General features: G+C 44.5%; 20 protein-coding genes. 8 read left to right on the top strand and 12 right to left on the bottom strand.

Translation table 11 applies throughout. The annotated features are described in order from the left end of the window. Positions 1–9 precede the first annotated feature (9 nt). The gene (locus BLS64_RS07475; protein WP_093112867.1) at positions 10–1,266 is read left to right on the top strand and encodes a tetratricopeptide repeat protein; all 1,257 of its coding nucleotides are present in this window, start codon (positions 10–12) and stop codon (positions 1,264–1,266) included. A gap of 47 nt (positions 1,267–1,313) precedes the next feature. On the opposite strand, the gene BLS64_RS07470 is transcribed toward BLS64_RS07475, so the two are convergent. After that, positions 1,314–2,063 (bottom strand): C40 family peptidase, encoded by a 750-nt coding sequence (locus tag BLS64_RS07470; RefSeq protein WP_093112866.1) that lies wholly within the window; start codon positions 2,061–2,063, stop codon positions 1,314–1,316. A 17-nt stretch (positions 2,064–2,080) separates the two neighbouring features. Further along, a complete protein-coding gene (locus BLS64_RS07465) occupies positions 2,081–3,259 on the bottom strand; it encodes an acetyl-CoA C-acyltransferase (protein ID WP_093112865.1) in 1,179 nt (392 codons plus the stop codon). Positions 3,260–3,372: 113 nt separating this feature from the next. Here BLS64_RS07465 and BLS64_RS07460 point away from each other — a divergent pair, with 113 nt between their 5' ends. After that, positions 3,373–5,418 (top strand): HD family phosphohydrolase, encoded by a 2,046-nt coding sequence (locus BLS64_RS07460; RefSeq protein ID WP_093112864.1) that lies wholly within the window; start codon positions 3,373–3,375, stop codon positions 5,416–5,418. Here BLS64_RS07460 and BLS64_RS07455 read toward each other — a convergent pair whose 3' ends face one another. Beyond that, positions 5,419–5,871, bottom strand: coding sequence for a transcription elongation factor (locus BLS64_RS07455; RefSeq protein ID WP_093112863.1), 453 nt, complete (start codon positions 5,869–5,871; stop codon positions 5,419–5,421). It lies immediately after the preceding gene. A gap of 110 nt (positions 5,872–5,981) precedes the next feature. Continuing rightward, positions 5,982–6,389, bottom strand: coding sequence for a glyoxalase (locus tag BLS64_RS07450; RefSeq protein ID WP_093112862.1), 408 nt, complete (start codon positions 6,387–6,389; stop codon positions 5,982–5,984). Between the two features lie 161 nt (positions 6,390–6,550). Between BLS64_RS07450 and BLS64_RS07445 the strand changes: the two genes are divergently transcribed. From BLS64_RS07445 to BLS64_RS07435, 3 genes are read left to right on the top strand one after another with little or no spacing between them, the layout of a single operon-like run. Next, complete coding sequence (locus BLS64_RS07445; RefSeq protein WP_093112861.1) at positions 6,551–7,909, top strand: NAD-dependent succinate-semialdehyde dehydrogenase; 1,359 nt, start codon at positions 6,551–6,553, stop codon at positions 7,907–7,909. 1 nt (position 7,910) lies between these two features. Next, entirely contained in the window at positions 7,911–8,333 is a 423-nt protein-coding gene (locus BLS64_RS07440) for an NUDIX domain-containing protein (RefSeq protein WP_093112860.1), read from the top strand. A 7-nt stretch (positions 8,334–8,340) separates the two neighbouring features. Next, positions 8,341–8,730 (top strand): acyl-CoA thioesterase, encoded by a 390-nt coding sequence (locus BLS64_RS07435; protein ID WP_093112859.1) that lies wholly within the window; start codon positions 8,341–8,343, stop codon positions 8,728–8,730. On the opposite strand, the gene BLS64_RS07430 is transcribed toward BLS64_RS07435, so the two are convergent. The 3 genes from BLS64_RS07430 to BLS64_RS07420 all read right to left on the bottom strand — a co-directional run bounded on the left by BLS64_RS07430 (position 8,727) and on the right by BLS64_RS07420 (position 11,499). Further along, the gene (locus BLS64_RS07430; RefSeq protein ID WP_093112858.1) at positions 8,727–9,824 is read right to left on the bottom strand and encodes an endonuclease/exonuclease/phosphatase family protein; all 1,098 of its coding nucleotides are present in this window, start codon (positions 9,822–9,824) and stop codon (positions 8,727–8,729) included. The genes BLS64_RS07435 and BLS64_RS07430 overlap by 4 nt on opposite strands. Before the next feature lie 106 nt (positions 9,825–9,930). Continuing rightward, positions 9,931–11,211 (bottom strand): mechanosensitive ion channel family protein, encoded by a 1,281-nt coding sequence (locus BLS64_RS07425; RefSeq protein WP_093112857.1) that lies wholly within the window; start codon positions 11,209–11,211, stop codon positions 9,931–9,933. 3 nt (positions 11,212–11,214) lie between these two features. Further along, complete coding sequence (locus BLS64_RS07420) at positions 11,215–11,499, bottom strand: DUF3817 domain-containing protein (protein WP_093112856.1); 285 nt, start codon at positions 11,497–11,499, stop codon at positions 11,215–11,217. A 231-nt stretch (positions 11,500–11,730) separates the two neighbouring features. Between BLS64_RS07420 and galE the strand changes: the two genes are divergently transcribed. Next, on the top strand, positions 11,731–12,783 hold the full coding sequence (gene galE, locus BLS64_RS07415) for a UDP-glucose 4-epimerase GalE (protein ID WP_093112855.1): 1,053 nt from the start codon (positions 11,731–11,733) through the stop codon (positions 12,781–12,783). A gap of 120 nt (positions 12,784–12,903) precedes the next feature. Here the strand turns inward: galE and BLS64_RS07410 are convergent, their stop codons facing one another. Further along, positions 12,904–13,047: a YqaE/Pmp3 family membrane protein gene (locus tag BLS64_RS07410; protein ID WP_093112854.1), complete on the bottom strand. Its 144-nt coding sequence runs from the start codon at positions 13,045–13,047 to the stop codon at positions 12,904–12,906. Between the two features lie 224 nt (positions 13,048–13,271). On the opposite strand from BLS64_RS07410, the gene BLS64_RS07405 reads away from it, so the two are divergent. After that, a complete protein-coding gene (locus tag BLS64_RS07405; protein ID WP_093112853.1) occupies positions 13,272–14,384 on the top strand; it encodes a DEAD/DEAH box helicase in 1,113 nt (370 codons plus the stop codon). A 1-nt stretch (position 14,385) separates the two neighbouring features. On the opposite strand, the gene BLS64_RS07400 is transcribed toward BLS64_RS07405, so the two are convergent. From BLS64_RS07400 to BLS64_RS07390, 3 genes are all read right to left on the bottom strand, one after another. Next, positions 14,386–15,261 carry a cation diffusion facilitator family transporter gene (locus BLS64_RS07400; protein WP_093112852.1) on the bottom strand — a complete coding sequence of 292 codons (876 nt, stop codon included), beginning with the start codon at positions 15,259–15,261 and terminating at the stop codon, positions 14,386–14,388. An 86-nt stretch (positions 15,262–15,347) separates the two neighbouring features. Next, positions 15,348–15,968 (bottom strand): YqaA family protein, encoded by a 621-nt coding sequence (locus BLS64_RS07395; RefSeq protein WP_093112973.1) that lies wholly within the window; start codon positions 15,966–15,968, stop codon positions 15,348–15,350. A gap of 67 nt (positions 15,969–16,035) precedes the next feature. Continuing rightward, entirely contained in the window at positions 16,036–16,413 is a 378-nt protein-coding gene (locus BLS64_RS07390) for a hypothetical protein (RefSeq protein ID WP_093112851.1), read from the bottom strand. 254 nt (positions 16,414–16,667) lie between these two features. On the opposite strand from BLS64_RS07390, the gene BLS64_RS07385 reads away from it, so the two are divergent. After that, positions 16,668–17,387 carry an SDR family oxidoreductase gene (locus BLS64_RS07385; protein WP_093112850.1) on the top strand — a complete coding sequence of 240 codons (720 nt, stop codon included), beginning with the start codon at positions 16,668–16,670 and terminating at the stop codon, positions 17,385–17,387. A gap of 34 nt (positions 17,388–17,421) precedes the next feature. Here the strand turns inward: BLS64_RS07385 and BLS64_RS07380 are convergent, their stop codons facing one another. Next, complete coding sequence (locus tag BLS64_RS07380; protein ID WP_093112849.1) at positions 17,422–18,315, bottom strand: alpha/beta fold hydrolase; 894 nt, start codon at positions 18,313–18,315, stop codon at positions 17,422–17,424. Between the last annotated feature and the right edge of the window lies 1 nt (position 18,316).

Below are 18,316 nucleotides of genomic sequence, written 5' to 3'. Positions count from 1 at the left end.
ACCCTAAAAATGAAAACAAGAATACTGACAGCAGCCTTAGCCATGTTCACAGTAGTGGCATTTGGCCAGAAAAAAGAAATAAGACGTGCAGGTAAAGCAGTCGAAAAAGGTGAATATAAGGAAGCTAAAAATTATCTTCAGCAGGCAGAGGCACAATTAACCAATGCAGATGAGGATGAAAAAGCAGATTTTTATCTTTATAAAGGATACGCATTGATTGGAACAGGGGAAAACGTTCCTACAGCTGACCTTATGGCAGCTGCCGATGCATTTCAGAAAGCAGCTGAACTTGGACACGATGATGCTCAGCAGGGAATGATGGCAGCGAGTAACGCATTGGTAAATGGTGCGATCGCAGATCAGAATGCTCAGAAATTTTCTGAAGCGGCTGACAAATTGTTCACCGGTTACCAGCTTAACAAACAGGATACCGTTTATCTTTACTACGCGGCTTCAAACGCTGTGAACGCCAAGGACTATGGGAAAGCTCTAGAATATTACGAGGAGCTTAGAGATCTTGGTTTTACAGGAGAAGAAACAGTTTACACGGCTGTAAATAAAGAAACCGGAGAGGTTGAAAGAATGGCTAATAAAGAGCAGAGAGATCTTTTCGTAAAATCTGGGAACTATACCAACCCGAAAGACGAAGTTTCAGAATCTAAAAAAGGAGAGATTGCCAAGAACATCGCCCTTATCTATATTGAAAAAGGTGAAGATGAAAAAGCTATTGCGGCCATCGAAAATGCCAAGGAAGAAAATCCTGGTGATGTAAGTCTTATGCAGGCTGAAGCCGATATGTACTACCGCATGGATAACATGGCGAAGTACCGTGAGATCATGGAGAAGATCGTAGAGCAGAACCCAGATGACGCTGTACTATATTATAACCTTGGTGTAAGCGCTGCTCAAATGGGCGAGAATGACCGTGCAATGGACTACTATAAAAGAGCTATTGAGCTTGACCCTTCAATGCACAATGCTCGAATTAACCTTGCATACGTTATCCTGGCTAAAGAACGTCCTATTGTAGATGAAATGAACAGCCTTGGAATGAGCAAAGCCGATCAAAAGAAATACGACCAGCTTGCTGAGCAACGTAACCAGTTATACAGGGATGCTCTGCCACACCTTGAGAAGGTATTGGAGAAAGATCCCAACAACGTTGAAGCTGCAAGAACTATGATGAACATGTACTATCAATTGAATGAAACCGCAAAAGCTGAAGAAATGAAGCAAAAGGTTGCTGAAATTGAAGCACAGCAGTAATAAAATTTACAGGATAAAAAAACCCGCTCATTTGAGCGGGTTTTTTGTTATATGATCTTTTTGATGACCCTGAGCTTGTGGGTGTGCCGTCGTAGGTCTGCATTATATATTCCCGAATGATCAATACGGTCAAGCCTTACCTTTCCGTCGGCGTGAATGATGTAATTGTCATTCATCATGATACCCACATGGGTGATGACCCCGTCCTTATCGTCAAAGAACGCCAGGTCTCCCGGCTCGCTTTCTTCTATGAAACTTAATGACTCCCCCTGTTTTGCCTGGTCGGCAGCATTGCGGCACAACTTATGGCCGTTCAGCTTATAGACCATTTGGGTGAAGCCGCTGGAATCTATTCCAAAAGGAGTTTTGCCACCCCAAAGAAAAGGAGCGTTCAGATACAAAAAGGCGGTTTCAATAAGATTGCTCTTATCCTGTTTCCCCGAGATCTGGTTTCCACCATGGGAATGATTCAGAACAGAGGTAAAATTCAATACCGATCCTAATGGGACCGGCATTAAATTCTGATTTTCACCGCTTATAAATTCTATAAGGTCAGCAGATAATACAGCTTCCTCTGTTTCAAACCTGTTGTAGTCTTCTTCAGAGATCTTGTGGTACTGTTTGTTATCTACCCAGGCCTCACAGGAATCAAATGCTGTACGAATGCGAGACCATTTTCCTCTTTCTTCAAGGATCTTAAAGTACTCACCGTACAGCATCTGGCTCACCATCTCACTGGTGTTGGTAGGTTCTAACCTAAGCGGGACAATGCCTAAGTTGCAGATGGCGTATTGCATTCGATTTTAAATAACGATTATGCGCGTTCCAGGATCATGGCCGATGCACCTCCACCGCCATTACAGATCGCAGCCGCACCTATTTTAGCATTATTTTGCTTTAACACATTTAGAAGGGTAACAATGATCCTCGCTCCGGAACATCCCAGTGGGTGACCCAAAGAAACAGCACCACCGTTCACATTCACTTTTTCATCTTTTAATCCAAGGATCTTCATATTGACAAGACCTACAACAGAGAAGGCTTCGTTGAACTCGAAGTAATCAACCTTGTCCATAGAAATTCCCGCTTTATCAACTGCTTTAGGAAGCGCTTTTGAAGGAGCCGTTGTAAACCAGATTGGGTCTGTAGCAGCATCGGCAAAGCTCTTAATAGATGCCATTACTTCCAGCCCAAGTTCTTCGGCTTTTTCCCTGCTCATAAGAACTAGTGCAGCAGCACCGTCATTGATGGTGGAAGCGTTTGCGGCCGTAACAGTTCCTTCTTTTCCGAAGGCTGGTCTTAGAGCCGAAATTTTATCCATTTTCACGTTCCTGTATTCTTCATCCTCTTTTACAACTACAGGATCTCCCTTTCTTTGTGGTACTTCTACGGGAACTACTTCATCATTGAATTTGCCTTCTTCCCAGGCCTTTTTTGAACGGTTGTAAGACTGAATGGCAAATTTATCCTGCTCTTCACGGCTAAAGTTATGTTCTTTGGCGCAGTGGTCCGCAGCAACCCCCATGGCGTTGTGATCATAGGCATCTACCAAACCATCTTTCTGCATTCCGTCTATCATTTGTGCAGGGCCGAATTTCTGACCATTTCTAAGGTGCAGGTAATGCGGGATAAGGCTCATGTTTTCCATACCACCGGCAACCACGATATTGGCATCTCCAAGACTAATTGCCTGTGCAGCCTGCATTACCGCTTTCATTCCACTGGCGCACACTTTATTTACAGTAGTACAGGGAACGTTCGTTGGAATTCCCGCACCTAAAGCGGCCTGCCTTGCCGGTGCCTGTCCAACTCCCGCCTGGACTACATTCCCCATTAAGACCTCATCTACCATTTCGGGCTTTAACTTGATCTTATCTAAAGCTCCTTTTATGGCTATTGATCCCAATTTTGTGGCGGGAACAGTCGACAGGCTGCCCAGGAAACTTCCAATGGGAGTTCTCGCAGCGCTCACTATTACTACTTCCTTATTCATTGTTTGTGGTTTTAAATTTTAGTATTGCGAATTTAATCATTTTATAAGGAACAAACCAACCACATCGCCTTCAGCCGTCTTTTTTTACTACATTTGAAAAGAGATTAGTCTTTATGAAATCATTTGTGAGTTATCTTTATAAAAATCAGGATCTTTTTTATAAAGTATTTTTATTTCTTCTTACAACCTTTTTGATCGTTTACCTTTTCCCGAAAGGAGGAAAATTCCAATACGAGATTCCCAAAGGTAAACCCTGGCAGTACGAAAATCTTTATGCCCCTTTTGATTTTGCCATTCTGAAATCTCCCGAAGAGATCGCTGCGGAAAAAGAAAGGATCAATCAGGAGCACATTCCATATTACGAATATAAGGACCAGGTTGCCGCCGAGGTGACTGCAGACCTGGAAGAGCGTTTTTCAGAAACTTTTCCTGATACCCTGACGCCAAATCAACTAAACCAACTGGAGACGTTTGTGGATCAAACCGTGGAGGATATCTATGAGTACGGACTTATCCAGGAGATCGTTCCGCGAGATCCGGATCAGCTGGTGTTTCTCAAAAAAGGAAACGTGGCAAGCGAGATCCCTTATGAAAGGATAATCAAACAAAATGAGTTGCGGGATTTCCTTAATAAGGAGATCGATGAATCCCAATTGCAATTATTTAGGGAAGAATTGGTAGGGCTCTTTTTTGATACCCTTAGGCCGAATGTCTCATTCAATGAAAAATTGACCCAGGATGAACTGCAAAGCAGGTACGACCAGATCTCGTACACTCGTGGAAATATCGAACGTGGGACCATCATAGTAGCCAAAGGTGAAGTAGTTGAAGGTAATAAACTCCAGGTGCTTAATTCCTTAAAGGCCGAATATGAATCGCAGGTATGGAGCCAGGCCAATTACAACTGGATGATCCTGGGTTACAGCCTGCTTGTCTTCCTGGCCTTATTGATGCTGATGCTGTTCATAAAGAAGTACAGGTTTGACATTTTTCAGAACAACATCAAGGTCACCTTCATCTTTTTCAACCTGCTCCTCATGGTGCTGCTCACCGTACTGGTGATCAAGTTCAACGTTAAATATGTATATGTGGTGCCGCTGTGTATTTTGCCACTGACAATAAAAGGCTTTTTTGACTCGAGGCTGGGGCTGTTCACCCATGTGATCACCGTGTTGCTTTTAGGATTTATCGTGCCAGACAGTTACGAGTATATGTTCCTGCAGATCATAGCCGGGATTGTGACCATACTAACTGTTTCAGAACTCTACAAAAGAGCGAACCTCTTCATTACCGTGGGGCAGATAACTTTGGTATATATCGTCTCATACTTTGCTTTTACGGTGATCCAGGAAGGCTCCATATATGAGGTGGAACCTGAAACCTTTCTAATGTTCCTTTTCGGCGGAGTGGCTACTTTGTTCGTGCAGCCGCTTATCTATGCCTATGAAAAGGTCTTCGGGTTGATCTCTGACATGTCCCTGCTGGAACTTTCAGACACCAATTCTAAACTGCTTAAAGAGCTTTCAGATAAAGCCCCGGGAACCTTTCACCATTCCCTCAACGTGGCTAATTTGGCCGAAGCTGCCGCCAATGAGATCGGTGCCAATTCTATGCTCGCGCGGGTTGGGGCTCTCTATCATGACATCGGAAAAATGAAGAATCCGACCTACTTTACCGAAAACCAGACTACCTCGGTGAATTCTCATGATGAGCTTTCGCCAAAAGAAAGCGCAGAGATCATCATAGAACACGTGATCAACGGAATTGAGATCGCCAAGAAAAGAAATCTGCCCGACAGAGTTATAGATTTCATCCGCACTCATCATGGTACTACCACGGTATATTACTTCTTCAAGAAGGAAAAGGAGATAAACCAGCATGCAGATCCAGATGATTTCCGCTATCCCGGGCCCACGCCATTTAGCAAGGAAACAGCTATCCTCATGATGTGTGACAGTGTGGAGGCAGCCAGTAAAAGCATAAAGGAGCCTACCTCCAGACTCATCGATGACTTTGTAGAGAAAATAATCAACAAACAGATGGAGGAGGGGCAGTTTCTTAATTCCAATATTACGTTTATGGAAATTCAGCTGGTGAAGAAGGTTCTAAAGCGCAAACTCAAGAACATCTATCACTTGAGAATAGAATATCCCGAATGATCACAGTACCTGCACTACCTCTACATCGCTGTCGTTAAAGGTGAATTTGTCTCCTGCTTTTTTCCCTTCCAGGTGTTGGTAAATAGGAGCTTCGGTTGAGATCGCATAGACTTTTCGCCCGCTGTCCATGTCTATTTCCCCTAAGGGAACAGAGATAAAGTAATAACTGTTCCTGGTTTCCACGATGCTTCCCGGCCTTACAGTCTCACTTCTGTGGCTGTGGTCAAGGTTGGCCAGGGTTTCTTTCATGCTTTGCACGCGGTCAAGATAAGCGGCATTTTTTTCGTATTCCGTGAGCATTTCGCCCTTGTTCCCATACTCGTCAAAATCGGGATGAAAGTTGTTTTCTGAATCCTCTCCACTAATGGTTTCGAGTTTCTCATTATACTGTTCTATCCTTTTATTGATCTCATCCAGGCATTTGTTGTACAGTTCTTCCTTATTAAAGCTCATTTCTTAGTGTTTTCCTTTAAAATTAGAGAACAGAAATGCGAAAAAAGAACAATTAGCAAAAGTTTAATAATTGCTTTTCTTCGGAAGAAAATCAGGTAAAACCTCTGATTCTAAACCGCCGACAGCGGGTCGAACAGCTGGATGTTGCTCTTTAGTCTTTCGGTGACCAGGTGCATCATTCGCTTGTTCAAAGCTGAAGAATTGGTGATGTATTGCCTGTACTCTTCAATGGTGAACTGGCCAATGATCATTCCTTTAAGGCTGTTCCTGAACTTCATGTCCTTCTGAATGGCATTTTCAATGACCTTCAATCTTTTTTCTACAGAAATTTCGGCGAAATCAACTTTATGCTTCTCAAGGTAATTTCTGAAGGCCTCCACCAAAAGGTCATTTTGAAGCTTAACCACTGGCCTTAAAGTATTGTTCTGAAAAAGGCTATCTGGTTGCTGATTGCTTCCGGCATGTGCTCCCGGAACTTCGGGCCTCATCTCTAAAAGCTGTTGGTCTCTCTTTTTCATGGCTTTGGGTTTTCTTAAATGTAATTAATTAAACAGGACTCTGGCACTCTTTTATGGAAGATTTATAAACTGCTTATAAACAGGGTCCGCTTCCGTTAATTTCATTGAAATAGTTTTAATAGCTTTAGCCTTCTTTTTACCTTTAGGTAAAGCTTTACACAATGATCGTTTCCAAAAATCCTTATAACGGGAAAGTTCTGGCAGAACATAAAGAATTTTCTTCCGAAGATATCATCAAGGCGCTGAGCAAAGCCGACACAGCCTTCAAAGACTGGCGTAAAACCTCTTTTGAAGAACGTTCCCGGCTTCTGCTGAAGGTAGCCAAGGTACTGAAGGAAAATAAGCAGGAATATGCTGAGACCATGACAAAAGAGATGGGAAAACCCATTTCTCAATCCCTGGCAGAAGTGGAGAAGTGTGCCTGGGTGTGTGAATATTATGCTGAAAATGCTGAAAAGCAACTTTCAGAAGAGCAAATAACGACCGATGCAAAAGAGAGTTTTATAAGGTATGATCCTTTGGGGGTGATTCTGGCAGTGATGCCCTGGAATTACCCTTTCTGGCAGGTCTTCAGATTTGCCGCGCCTGCATTGATGGCCGGGAATGTATGTGTGCTCAAGCACGCCAGCAATGTTATGATGTGCGCTGCTAACCTGGAAGAGATCTTTAAAAAGGCCGGTTTTCCTGAAGGTTGTTTTAAGAACCTGGTAATAGGCAGCGACAAGGTCGAAGAAGTGATTAAAGATGCACGGGTGAAGGCGGTAACCCTTACCGGCAGCGGCCCGGCAGGGAGTGCAGTGGCCGCCACCGCAGGCAAGGAGATCAAGAAGACCGTTCTGGAACTGGGAGGCAGTAATGCCCTGGTCGTGTTCAAAGATGCCAATCTTGAGAAAACCGTGAAGGTGTGCGTGCAGGCCCGTTTTCAGAATACCGGACAAAGTTGTATAGCCGGGAAAAGACTGTTATTACAAGAATCTGTCGCCGATGAATTCCTGAAGCTCTTTAAGAACGAAGTTGAGAACCTCAAAAGCGGCGACCCTATGGACGAGGATACTTATGTGGGGGTGCAGGCCAGGGAAGATCTAGCAAAAGACCTCGACAAACAGGTGCAGGAATCAGTAAAAATGGGAGCTGAAATTCTCATGGGCGGGAAAAGGAAAGACGCCTATTATGAACCGACGATCCTTACAGGGGTTACCCCCGAAATGCCCGTTTTTAAAGAAGAAACCTTTGGACCTGCCATTGGAGTCACCACTTTTAAGGACGAGAATGAAGCCATAGACCTGGTGAACGCCTCTCAATATGGCCTGGGAGTTTCCCTTTTTACTAAAGATCTTGCCAAAGCCAAAGAACTTGCAGGGCAAATAGAGGACGGGGCAGTCTTTGTCAACGAGCTGGTAAAGAGTGATCCGCGGTTGCCTTTCGGGGGAACAAAGAATTCCGGCTATGGCAGGGAACTTTCTTTTGTGGGGATCAAAGAGTTCGTGAATATCAAAACCGTCTACATAAATCAATTTTAAGATGCCGAAACAGGAAATAGCCGTAACTACAGATGCCGTGATCTTCTGCGGAAAGAGCGGAGAGGAAAAAATTTTGCTGGTAAGGCGAAAAAAAGATCCGTTCAAAGATCAATGGGCTATCCCGGGAGGGTTTCTGGAGAATGACGAACCTCTTGTAGTAGGGGCGATGCGGGAGCTGGAAGAGGAAACAGGACTAAAGGTTGAAAAGTTGCATCAGATCCGGGCTTTTGGAGACCCTGGTAGGGACCCTCGTGGACGAACCATCAGTATTGCTTTTTGGGGAAAGATCCCTTCAGAAGAAAAAGTAGAAGGTAAAGATGACGCGGCCGAGGCTAAGTGGATCCCGATAAATGAACTGCCCGTACTGGCTTTTGATCATGATGAAATAGTCAGAACCGCTATAGAACAATATCGCTCAAAATAATTTAAATATGAGATTTCACACAAGAAAATGGGTCAAACCCGAAGATCTTAATCCCAACGGCACCTTGTTCGGTGGACGCCTTTTGGAATGGATAGACGAAGAAGCAGCGCTCTACGCCATCATTCAGCTTGAAAATCCCAAGACGGTGACAAAATACATGAGTGAAATAGATTTCCGCAGTTCTGCGCGACAAGGGGATATTATTGAAATAGGAATGGACGTGGTGACCTTTGGAAGAGCCTCTCTAACCCTTACCTGCGAGGTGCGTAACAAAATGACCCGGGAGAGTATTATTGTGGTTGACAGGATCGTAATGGTAAGCCTTGATGAGGAAGGAAAGGCTAAACCTCACGGGAAAACCCGGATAGAATACGTTAAGGACAGGTTGGGAGATTAAGACTTTCCTTCAGTCTTTTCTTTTTGATCTTTTTTCTCTTCTTTTTCTATTTGCTTTTCAGCTTCTTTTAATTCCTCTTTGGTAGCGGGCTCCCTTTCCTGTTCCGGCGCACCCGTTGGTTCCAGGCTAAGTTTGACATAGAGGGGAAAGTGATCTGATTCCACGTCATTACCAAGACGCAGGTCCATCACCCGGAACTCTTCAGAAACAAAAAGATGATCCAGTGGCCAGCGCATGAGCCAGCTGTTGGCGTTGAAGGTATTGTAAAAACCTCTTCCCACCCGCGGATCAAGCAGCTCGCTCACATTCTGAAACAGCGAAGTAGACTCAGACCAGGCCACATCATTGAAATCTCCGGCCACAATAACAGGATTAGGGGAATTCCTTGCCATTTTCGCCACCATCATCATCTGCGCATCCCTGTCGGTAGAAGATGCGTCATGTGGCGGCATGGGTGGAGTAGGATGAATAATATGCATTTCAATAAGCTTGCCCGAGGGAATTCTTAACCCCATGTGCATGGAAGGAATGCTGTCCTCCAGCAGAAAGCGTACCTGCGGATTGATCGTTTCCAGTTTAGAATAAAGCAACATTCCGTAGGTATTGTCCAGGGGCATTTCGGTTTTATAGATGTATCCAAATTCCTGAAGACTCGGTGCAAGAGCATCCCGCCAGCGGTGATTGGTTTCGGTAAGAATTACCATGTCTGGATCTTTGGTCAAGACCTCATCCAGTACCCGTTGGTGCTCGGTATTTTTCTGAAGCACATTTGAGACCATCAGGCTAAGGGTGTTCTCAGGGTCGACCATCTCATTGTTTTCCACCTCGTAACCGGCTAAAGGGGTGTAGGGGTAGATCTTGGTGAGCTGAAACAAAAAACACCCTGCCAGGATCACCACAAAGGCGTAGTCTCTCCAGGAGCGCAGGTCAAACCTGAAAAAATATACCAGCAGGGCCACCAGGGTGAAGGTGGTTAGCTGCACGTGCGGGTAATCGAACATTCTTATCCACCAGTAATCGGCGGCTACAAAAGGAAAAAGGGTAAGGATCACGGCAAGTATCCCTACGGCCTGTAAAAACGGTTTGAGGCTCATTTTCTGGTTAGCTGATGATTACGGTAGATGAAGGTAAGTAATATTTTTTCTCCTGCCCCGCAATTATCATTTTCTTCACGTTTGTGAAGCTGCAGAAGCCGAAAAATTATTCTTCTTTAAAGCTTTTCAGGGCCTTAATGATGTCATCTCCCGAAGGGGACTCAAACAGCTGCAGGTCGAAGAATGGGATAGCGGCGATAAGGTGATCAAAGATATCCGCAGTAATACCTTCGTAGAATTCCCAGAGTTTGTCTTTGCTGAAACAGTAGATCTCCAGCGGAATTCCCTGAGTGGTAGGAGCAAGGTGACGCACCATGATGGTCATCTCCTGGTTGATCTGAGGATGTGATTGCAGGAAGCTCAAGGCGTATTTCCGGAAAACGCCGAGGTTAGTCTGATGCCTTCCGTTTATTAGGAACTTTTTATTAATTCCCAATTTAGTATTGTAATCATTGATCTCCAGTTGTCTTTCTTTGATGTAGGAGCTTATCAGGTTGAATTCCTGGAACTTTTCTATGTCCTTCTCGTCAATGTACCTGATGGAATTCTGTTTGATGAAAAGCGAACGTTTGATCCTTCTTCCGGGCGATTCTTGCATTCCGCGCCAGTTGTGAAAAGAATCGGCGATAAGGTTGTAAGTGGGAATGGTCGTGTAGGTGTTGTCCCAGTTCTGGACCCTTACGGTGGCCAGGGTGATCTCGGTGACAAATCCGTCAGCCCCGTATTTGCTGAAGGTGATCCAGTCCCCGATACGAACAATGTCGTTAACCGAGACCTGGATGGAGGCGATGAAGCCCAAAATGGTATCCTTGAAAATGAACAGAATAATGGCCGATGCGGCTCCCAAAGAGATCAAAAATCCAACTACCGACTTACCCGTAAGTTCAGAAAAGGTGAAAATGATCCCTATAGACCAGAAAATGATCATGAGGATCTGGGTGTAGCTCTCGAGTGGCTTATCCCTGTAGCGCTCATGCCTTTTCATGTAATTGGTGGTCGTACGCAACAGGCTGCGGGCAATGAGCACCAGGAGGAAAATGATGTAGATGTCCACCAGGGTTTCAAAAACCTTGAGCAACTTCGGATAATCCTGGAAAACCACCGGGATGGTGAGGATCAAGAGAAGCAATGGCAGCACATTACTCACATACCGCGGAAAGTTGCTCTTGACCAGGAAATCGTCAAAAGTGGTCTTCGTCTTGTTGGTAAAGCGTTTGAAGGCTTTAAGCAGCAGGGTTTTCGTAAGGTAATGGATCATGTACCACAGCACGAAAACCACGGCTATGTTGATAAGCATGTTCAGGAAATGGGCTGCGTCTTCATCAAGTCCTTTTTCGATAAAAAAATTAGCCAGATAATTGCTTATTTCCCTGATTTGCTCCTGCATAGGTTACAGATATTTTTTTTCAACATAGAAAGGCCCAAGCGGTAGCACAGAACTTATGCATACCACAAAAAGAGTTTTCAGGTTCCATTCCAGTGCCTTTGCCATCCAAAAGGCGCCAAGAACGTAGAGTACGAAAAGAATTCCGTGGAGCATTCCCACAACTTCTACCATTTGCGGGGCTTCCCAGATATATTTCAGCGGCATGGCGATAAGAAGCAGTACAAGAAAGGAAACTCCCTCAAGAATGCTCACCCATTTAAAAGTTTTTACCTGTTGATCTAGCGTCATTTTTACTTCATTTTAAGTGGTGCAAATATACTTTTTTACGCCCGAACCCTCTTCGGAAATTTGATTTTTTCAAAAGAGAAACTTTACGAGGCCATTGCTGCAGAGCATACTAGCAGGTGTGTTCTCTTCGGGAACTGCGGAAAAGAGCAGGGGGGAAACTTAAATTTTAACTAATGCCGCTGGTAAAAAGGTGTATTTTCTTAATTTGCGGGTAATTCAGAAAAAATTGAAATGGGTAAAAAAATACTGGTTACCGGCGGACTAGGATTTATTGGTTCACACACGGTAGTAGCGCTTCAGGAAAGAGGTTTTGACGTAGTGATCATTGATAACCTTTCGAATTCTTCACTTGAAGTTTTGGGAGGTATAACCAAGATCACGAAGATCTCTCCTGAATTCGAGAACATGGACCTGCGGGAAAAAGAAGCGGTAAGTGCTTTTTTTGACAAGTATCCAGATATTGAAGGAGTGATCCATTTTGCCGCCTCTAAAGCGGTAGGCGAAAGTGTTGAAAATCCGTTGCTTTATTATGAGAACAACCTGAACACCCTCATTTACCTTTTACAGCAACTGAAGGAAAGAGAGAATTCAAAATTCATTTTCAGTTCTTCCTGTACCGTCTACGGTCAGGCAGACGAGTTGCCCATTACAGAATCTGCGCCGGTGAAAAAAGCCGAATCTCCTTATGGAAATACCAAGCAGATAGGGGAGGAGATCATTGCCGACACCTGTAAGGTCACAAAAAACATTAGCGCCATTTCATTGCGCTATTTCAACCCAATAGGAGCGCACCCAAGTGCGAACATTGGAGAACTTCCCATAGGAACCCCGCAAAACCTGGTGCCATTCATTACCCAGACGGCAATTGGAAAAAGGGAAAAACTTTCGGTCTTTGGAAATGATTATCCTACGCCTGACGGGACCTGCATCAGGGATTACATTCATGTGATGGACCTTGCGCGTGCCCACGTGGTGGCTTTAGAAAGACTTCTTGATGAGGAGCAGGAAACCAACTACGAGGTTTTCAATTTGGGAACCGGGAAAGGAAATTCTGTACTGGAAGCCATCAAGGCATTTGAAAAGGTTTCAGAAACAAAATTGCCCTACGTCATTGCTGCAAGAAGAGAAGGAGACATCACCGCGGCGTATGCAGATACAACAAAGGCGAACGAAGTTTTAAAATGGAAAGCCGAGTATTCTATTGATGATGCGATGGAAAGCGCCTGGAAATGGCAGCTTAAGTTGAAGAAGAAAGAAACAGAGGAAAAAAATAAAACTGTCTAAAATATAAGTTTAAGGGCTAATTCAAACTTGTCTTCCTTGGTGAAGGAACTTAATACCTGCTTTGGCAGGCTTATTAGGGAAATATATTTTAGACAGTTTTCATATAAACAAGACAGCAAATTAATTCACGATAAAAGCGTGTATCACTCCGGGTAACCACCCAATAAGGGTAAGGATGATACTAATTAACAATGTTGTGCCCACACCATGGTTTAGATATACCGCTAATGGGGGTAAAAGAATATTCAGAATTATCGTAAGCATGATTTAGGTTTTTGTTGATTATAACCTCAAATTAATATTAATTTGTCAGTTTTTATCCTAAAAAAGGAGGTTTAGCTTCACTTTAACAGGTAGCTTTTAAGTTCAATTTTGATCGTTCGTCGATCAAATTTTAGATGCGCCCGCTGTGATTGTAGGCTCAAGAAATTTAAGGTTTTCATCTTTCAGGTGTTGGATAAGAACTATCTTCGCAAAAAATTAACGACATGACATTTAAGGAGCTGGGAGTTTCAGAAAAGCTGGTAAAAGGACTGAACGAAATGGGAATCTATAACCCGACAAAGATCCAGGAAGCCGCGATACCTCTGCTAACTGAAGGAGAAGTGGATTTTGTAGGGCAAGCCCAGACCGGTACCGGAAAAACAGCCGCTTTTGGCCTGCCTATTTTGGCGCAAATTGATCCTTCCGCAGATCATGTACAGGCATTGATCCTTTCTCCAACCCGCGAACTGGGCCAGCAGATAGCCAAACAGCTCTTTAAGTTCACCAAGTATTCAGATAAGGTCTTTACTGAAGCGGTTTATGGGGGAGAAAAGATCGATATACAGATCGCACGGCTTGATCGCCCTACGCAGATCGTGGTTGCAACACCCGGAAGGTTGATCGACCTTATGAAAAGGAAAGCTGTCGATATTTCTCACATCAAAACCCTGGTTCTTGACGAGGCCGATGAAATGCTGAGCATGGGGTTCAAAAAAGATCTTACCGCCATCCTGGAGGCCACAGCTTCGGCTAAAAGAAATGTCTGGTTATTTTCAGCTACCATTCCGCAGGAGTTAAACGAGATCATCAACAAGTATGTTTCCAAAAAGGCCCGCCGGGTTAACATAGATAAGCAGGATGCGGTAAACACAGGCATTCAGCATCAATTCGTGGCAGGAGACGACAATAACAAGCTCGATACCCTTGCCTATTTTCTTAAGTCTAAAGGCAAGGAGAGAGGAATCATTTTCACCAGGACCAAGGCTGCTGCTAGGACTCTCGCCAAACAACTGGCAGCCAAGAATCATGAGGTAGGACTTCTGGAAGGCGATATGCTGCAGAAAGACAGGGATAAGGTAATGCGTGCCTTTAAAAATAAAAGTTTGAGGCTGCTGGTTTCCACAGATGTTGCCGCTCGCGGAATCGATGTGGCTAACCTCGCTTTTGTAGTGCATTATCAGCTGCCCGATCAAACCGACTACTATACCCACAGGAGTGGCCGTACCGCCCGTGCCGGAAACACGGGAATTTCTTTGGCTTTAGTCAATCAGGCGGAGATAAAACGGCTGCGACAACTAGAGAGGGAACTCGGGATCAGGTTCAACCAGATACGCTAATTTAGAGCAGGTCGCAGGTTTCCTCGTCCAGTTCGGTCTCAATGGTGTAGTGGTCAAAATGATATTCCTGTAAAACATTTTTTACCTGCCTCTTGACGTCCAGCAGTTGCTGGAACCTGTTAATGTTCTTCAGTTTGATATGGGTAGTAAAAACATGGTCTGTGCCTTCAAGGGACCAGACGTGCATATGGTGTAGAGAAGAAATGTTCGGGATCTTCTTAAGTCTTTCTTCGATCTCATCCAGATCGATCTCCTTGGGTACTCCCTGTAAAAAAATGAATAGCGTCTCCTTCAGTCGTTTAAAGACATTCCAAAGAATATAGAAAGTGATGAGCAGGGAAAGGGCAGGGTCCAAATACAGGATCTCCTTGAATTGCAAGATAATGGCAACGATCAAAACGGCCACCCAGCCCAGAACATCCTCTAAAAGGTGCCAGGAAACCACTTTCTCGTTGAGCGATTCTCCGCTACTCAATTTGTAGGCTGCAATTCCGTTTACGGCCACTCCCACTATAGCAAAGATCATCATTCCCTCAGCGTCTGAACGTTCGGGTTCAATAAGGCGGTTTACGGCTTCTGTGATCACAAAGATAGAGCCGCCCAGCAGCACCAGGCTGTTGATCAATGCACCTAACAGCGAAAAGCGCTTGTAGCCAAAGGAGAACTTGCTGTCTCTCTTTTGTTGGGACTTATTTTGAAGGTACCACGAAGTGCCCAGGGATAATGTGTCCCCGAGGTCATGCACAGCATCAGAAATGATCGCGACACTATTGACATAAAATCCCCCGATGAGCTCAAAAATCGTGAAGGCGGCATTGAGGAAGAAAGCGAATTTCAGATTCTTTCCTGCCGAATGGTGGTCGTGGTCATGCCCCATGAAATGCTCTGTTGGTTAACGCAGAACCAATTTACGAGAAATTTACAGGGATTAAAAAATAAAGAAATGGAAGTTGCTGCTGCTGCTTATACGATCTTAAAGATCACCAGGGCATACCCGTAAAAGCGTACGAATCTCAAAAGCCCGAAAAGCAAATAATGCCTGAACTTATAGTTGATGATACCTGCTGCGATACTTGTCATCGCGAAAGGAATGGGCAATAATGCTCCCACTACAATTAGAAAACCTCCCCATTTTTCAGTATTCTTGATGTGTTTGCTCATCTTGTTCTCCAGGTAGTTGTGCACTGAAGGTATCCTGGTAATGGCTTTTCCCATGAAATAGGAGAAGATCCCGCCCAAGTAGGATGCCAGCGCCAGCAAACTTAGGTTGAATACCGGGGAAGCAGATTTTCCTGCCCATGCTATGAATAGCTCCGGCGGTACCAGTCCAAGTAAAGATTCTGAAGCAAGGAATACGGCAAGTATGCCTAAAGGAGAAAAGGTTTCGGTAACTGTTACCAGAACCTGGTTAATGTTGACCACATATTCGTTGATCGCTAAAAGCGCCCCTATGAATAAAACAATGGGCAGAATGGCTTTTCTAAGGCTACCGCCAACGAATTTATAGAATCCGGTATAGTTATAATATTGGTGGAGTAATTTCCAGCGTGGTTTTTTATTCAAGACAACATTTTTCTTCTTCATATTCCTTTTCAACAGATATTTTTCAGCAGTAAGTTCAAATACCAAGCCAACAATGGGAAAGAAAAAGTTAATTCTCTTCTGCGTAAGCTATTAGGTTGTTACTGTATTCCCTTAATTCCAAAGCATTCACTTTGTTCTTCGGCTCGGCCATTAGAGAAAGCAGGTAATCCAGGCTTTCCTGCGGATCAACAGCAGATGTTTCTTCGTTTTCGCCTTCAAATCCTTCTACCGGCTCATCTTCAGGAATAGGAATATCAAAGGTCTGGTACTCTTCAATGTGCTCAAAAGTAAGGCGAATGACTTTTGCCAGTAACGGGTTTTGCTCCTCAACGGCATAAGGCCTTAGTTCCTTTAGATCATCAACAATCGTGTTTGTGATGATCCCGTTACGCATAAGATCGCGCTGTATTTTATTCAGAAGTTTTTGGGCTTTAGGATTTTCCAACGTAGCTATTTTTTTGAACTGTTACTTAATGTTTCCGAAGCTTCATCTTTGATCCGGGTTTCTTCGGAAGGAGTGCAAAGATAATTTATTCTTATTGTAAATTCCGTTAGGAAATTCAAAGATTTTTTCTTCCGAAGCTATTTTTTTCAGAAGAGGGATTTATATCGCCAAGAATTAACAAATTCTTAAAATTCCTGGTCTTCCTGATGGGGCCGGAATTTTTTAGCTTTAAGCTGAATCAAAAATCAGCATTAATGACAACATTAGAGGAAAAAGTGGCCTTCGTTACCGGCGGCAGTAAAGGAATAGGATATGGAATTGCAGCTGCCCTTGCCCAAATGGGAGTGAACGTGGGTATTACCAGCAGGCATAAAGATGAAGCCGAAAAAGCCGCCCGTGAACTTACGAATGAGGGTGGAGGCCAGGTAATGGGATTTGAAGCCGATGTGAGAAGCCTGGAAAGCCAGGAAACCGCCCTTAAAAAACTAACCGAAAAGTTCGGTCAACTTGACATTCTTGTGGCTAATGCGGGAGTCGGCCATTTTGGCTCCATAGAGGAACTTACGGCCGAGCAGTGGCAGCAAACCATAGATACCAACCTTACCGGGGTTTTTTACAGTATGAAAGCCGCGTTACCATACCTAAAGAGTTCTAAAGGTTACGTTTTTACCATTTCCAGCCTTGCGGGCACCAACTTCTTCGCAGGGGGCGCTGCCTACAATGCCAGCAAGTTTGGTGTGACCGGCTTTACCCAGGCTGCCATGCTTGACCTAAGGGAGCATGATATAAAAGTGACTACCATAATGCCGGGATCTGTGGCTACTTACTTCAATGACCACACCCCGTCTTCCGCCGATTCCTGGAAGATACAGATCGAAGATATTGGGGAACTGGTGGTTGACCTTTTAAAACTGAATCACCGCGCCCTCCCAAGTAAAATAGAGATGAGGCCAACAAAACCTCCAAAGAAATAAGCAATAAGAAAAAGGAGACGAAAAGCCTCCTTTTTTATGTCTTGAGGTGTACGCTTTTGGCCTGTTCCACTATCTGGTCGGCAATGGCCAGCCAGGTTTCTTCCTGCAGCAGGTGCCTGGAAGGCAATTTTATGATCTCTTTTAGGCCGGCTGCCTCCTGGATCTCTTTTCCAAAGGTATCTACCGTGAGCGCCGGATCTTTTTCGCCCCAAATGGCCTGCACCGGATATTTCACATTTTGAACTGCCCGCAGGCACAGATCCCTGAATTCCCGGGATCGCTCAAAATTTCTCATGATCTTCAAAAAGGCCTTGCCTTCATCATTTCTTTTCAGCAGGTCTACATAAGCGTTGACCTCTTCAAGAGGTATGCGCCCTGCATTGACCACGCCCATTCCTTTGAACATCACGGGCCAGGTAACGTGGCTGATCATTTTAAGCTCTGCCTCGCCCAGAAGCCTCTTTTCAAAAGGCCGCATTACAGCCGGCTTTTTGAAATTCACCACGTCTATCCACGAATTAAGAATGGTAAGCGACATGATCTTGTGCGGGTGACGGGCTGCCAGGGCAAACCCGATAGGCCCGCCAATGTCGTGAACCACCAGGTGAAATTTTTTCATTTTTAGAGCGATGCTGGCGCGGTAGAGGAAATCGGCGAAATTGGAGAAGGAATAGTCAAAATCCTTCGGCCGGTCAGACAGACCCAGCCCGGGCAGGTCTACCGAGACTCCTCTGTAACCCTTTTTGGCAAGAGAGGTCAGTACCTTTCTATAAAGGAAAGAAGAGGTAGGAACCCCGTGAATGCACAGCACAGCTTCTCCTCGCCCGTAGTTAAGGGCAAAGGTCCTTATTCCGTCTACTGTGATGTATTTGCCCGAAGCCTCGTGCTCTTCAATTACCGCCTGAATGTTACGTCCTTTTTTGGCCATA

This window comes from Salinimicrobium catena (assembly GCF_900102915.1).
GTDB lineage: Bacteria > Bacteroidota > Bacteroidia > Flavobacteriales > Flavobacteriaceae > Salinimicrobium > Salinimicrobium catena.
The sequence above is the reverse complement of the archived record's forward strand: the minus strand, read 5'-3'. Positions and strand labels throughout refer to the sequence as shown.

Excerpts from the sequence above, each read along its gene's own strand:
- BLS64_RS07435 (WP_093112859.1), top strand. The coding sequence starts at position 8,341 with ATGAGATTTCACACAAGAAAATGGGTCAAACCCGAAGATCTTAATCCC.
- BLS64_RS07465 (WP_093112865.1), bottom strand. The coding sequence starts at position 3,259 with ATGAATAAGGAAGTAGTAATAGTGAGCGCTGCGAGAACTCCCATTGGA.
- BLS64_RS07455 (WP_093112863.1), bottom strand. The coding sequence starts at position 5,871 with ATGAGCTTTAATAAGGAAGAACTGTACAACAAATGCCTGGATGAGATC.
- BLS64_RS07445 (WP_093112861.1), top strand. The coding sequence starts at position 6,551 with ATGATCGTTTCCAAAAATCCTTATAACGGGAAAGTTCTGGCAGAACAT.
- BLS64_RS07470 (WP_093112866.1), bottom strand. The coding sequence starts at position 2,063 with ATGCAATACGCCATCTGCAACTTAGGCATTGTCCCGCTTAGGTTAGAA.
- BLS64_RS07440 (WP_093112860.1), top strand. The coding sequence starts at position 7,911 with ATGCCGAAACAGGAAATAGCCGTAACTACAGATGCCGTGATCTTCTGC.
- BLS64_RS07395 (WP_093112973.1), bottom strand. The coding sequence starts at position 15,968 with ATGAAGAAGAAAAATGTTGTCTTGAATAAAAAACCACGCTGGAAATTA.
- BLS64_RS07410 (WP_093112854.1), bottom strand. The coding sequence starts at position 13,047 with ATGCTTACGATAATTCTGAATATTCTTTTACCCCCATTAGCGGTATAT.
- BLS64_RS07460 (WP_093112864.1), top strand. The coding sequence starts at position 3,373 with ATGAAATCATTTGTGAGTTATCTTTATAAAAATCAGGATCTTTTTTAT.
- BLS64_RS07380 (WP_093112849.1), bottom strand. The coding sequence starts at position 18,315 with ATGGCCAAAAAAGGACGTAACATTCAGGCGGTAATTGAAGAGCACGAG.
- BLS64_RS07405 (WP_093112853.1), top strand. The coding sequence starts at position 13,272 with ATGACATTTAAGGAGCTGGGAGTTTCAGAAAAGCTGGTAAAAGGACTG.
- galE (WP_093112855.1), top strand. The coding sequence starts at position 11,731 with ATGGGTAAAAAAATACTGGTTACCGGCGGACTAGGATTTATTGGTTCA.
- BLS64_RS07420 (WP_093112856.1), bottom strand. The coding sequence starts at position 11,499 with ATGACGCTAGATCAACAGGTAAAAACTTTTAAATGGGTGAGCATTCTT.
- BLS64_RS07400 (WP_093112852.1), bottom strand. The coding sequence starts at position 15,261 with ATGGGGCATGACCACGACCACCATTCGGCAGGAAAGAATCTGAAATTC.
- BLS64_RS07475 (WP_093112867.1), top strand. The coding sequence starts at position 10 with ATGAAAACAAGAATACTGACAGCAGCCTTAGCCATGTTCACAGTAGTG.
- BLS64_RS07385 (WP_093112850.1), top strand. The coding sequence starts at position 16,668 with ATGACAACATTAGAGGAAAAAGTGGCCTTCGTTACCGGCGGCAGTAAA.
- BLS64_RS07425 (WP_093112857.1), bottom strand. The coding sequence starts at position 11,211 with ATGCAGGAGCAAATCAGGGAAATAAGCAATTATCTGGCTAATTTTTTT.
- BLS64_RS07450 (WP_093112862.1), bottom strand. The coding sequence starts at position 6,389 with ATGAAAAAGAGAGACCAACAGCTTTTAGAGATGAGGCCCGAAGTTCCG.
- BLS64_RS07430 (WP_093112858.1), bottom strand. The coding sequence starts at position 9,824 with ATGAGCCTCAAACCGTTTTTACAGGCCGTAGGGATACTTGCCGTGATC.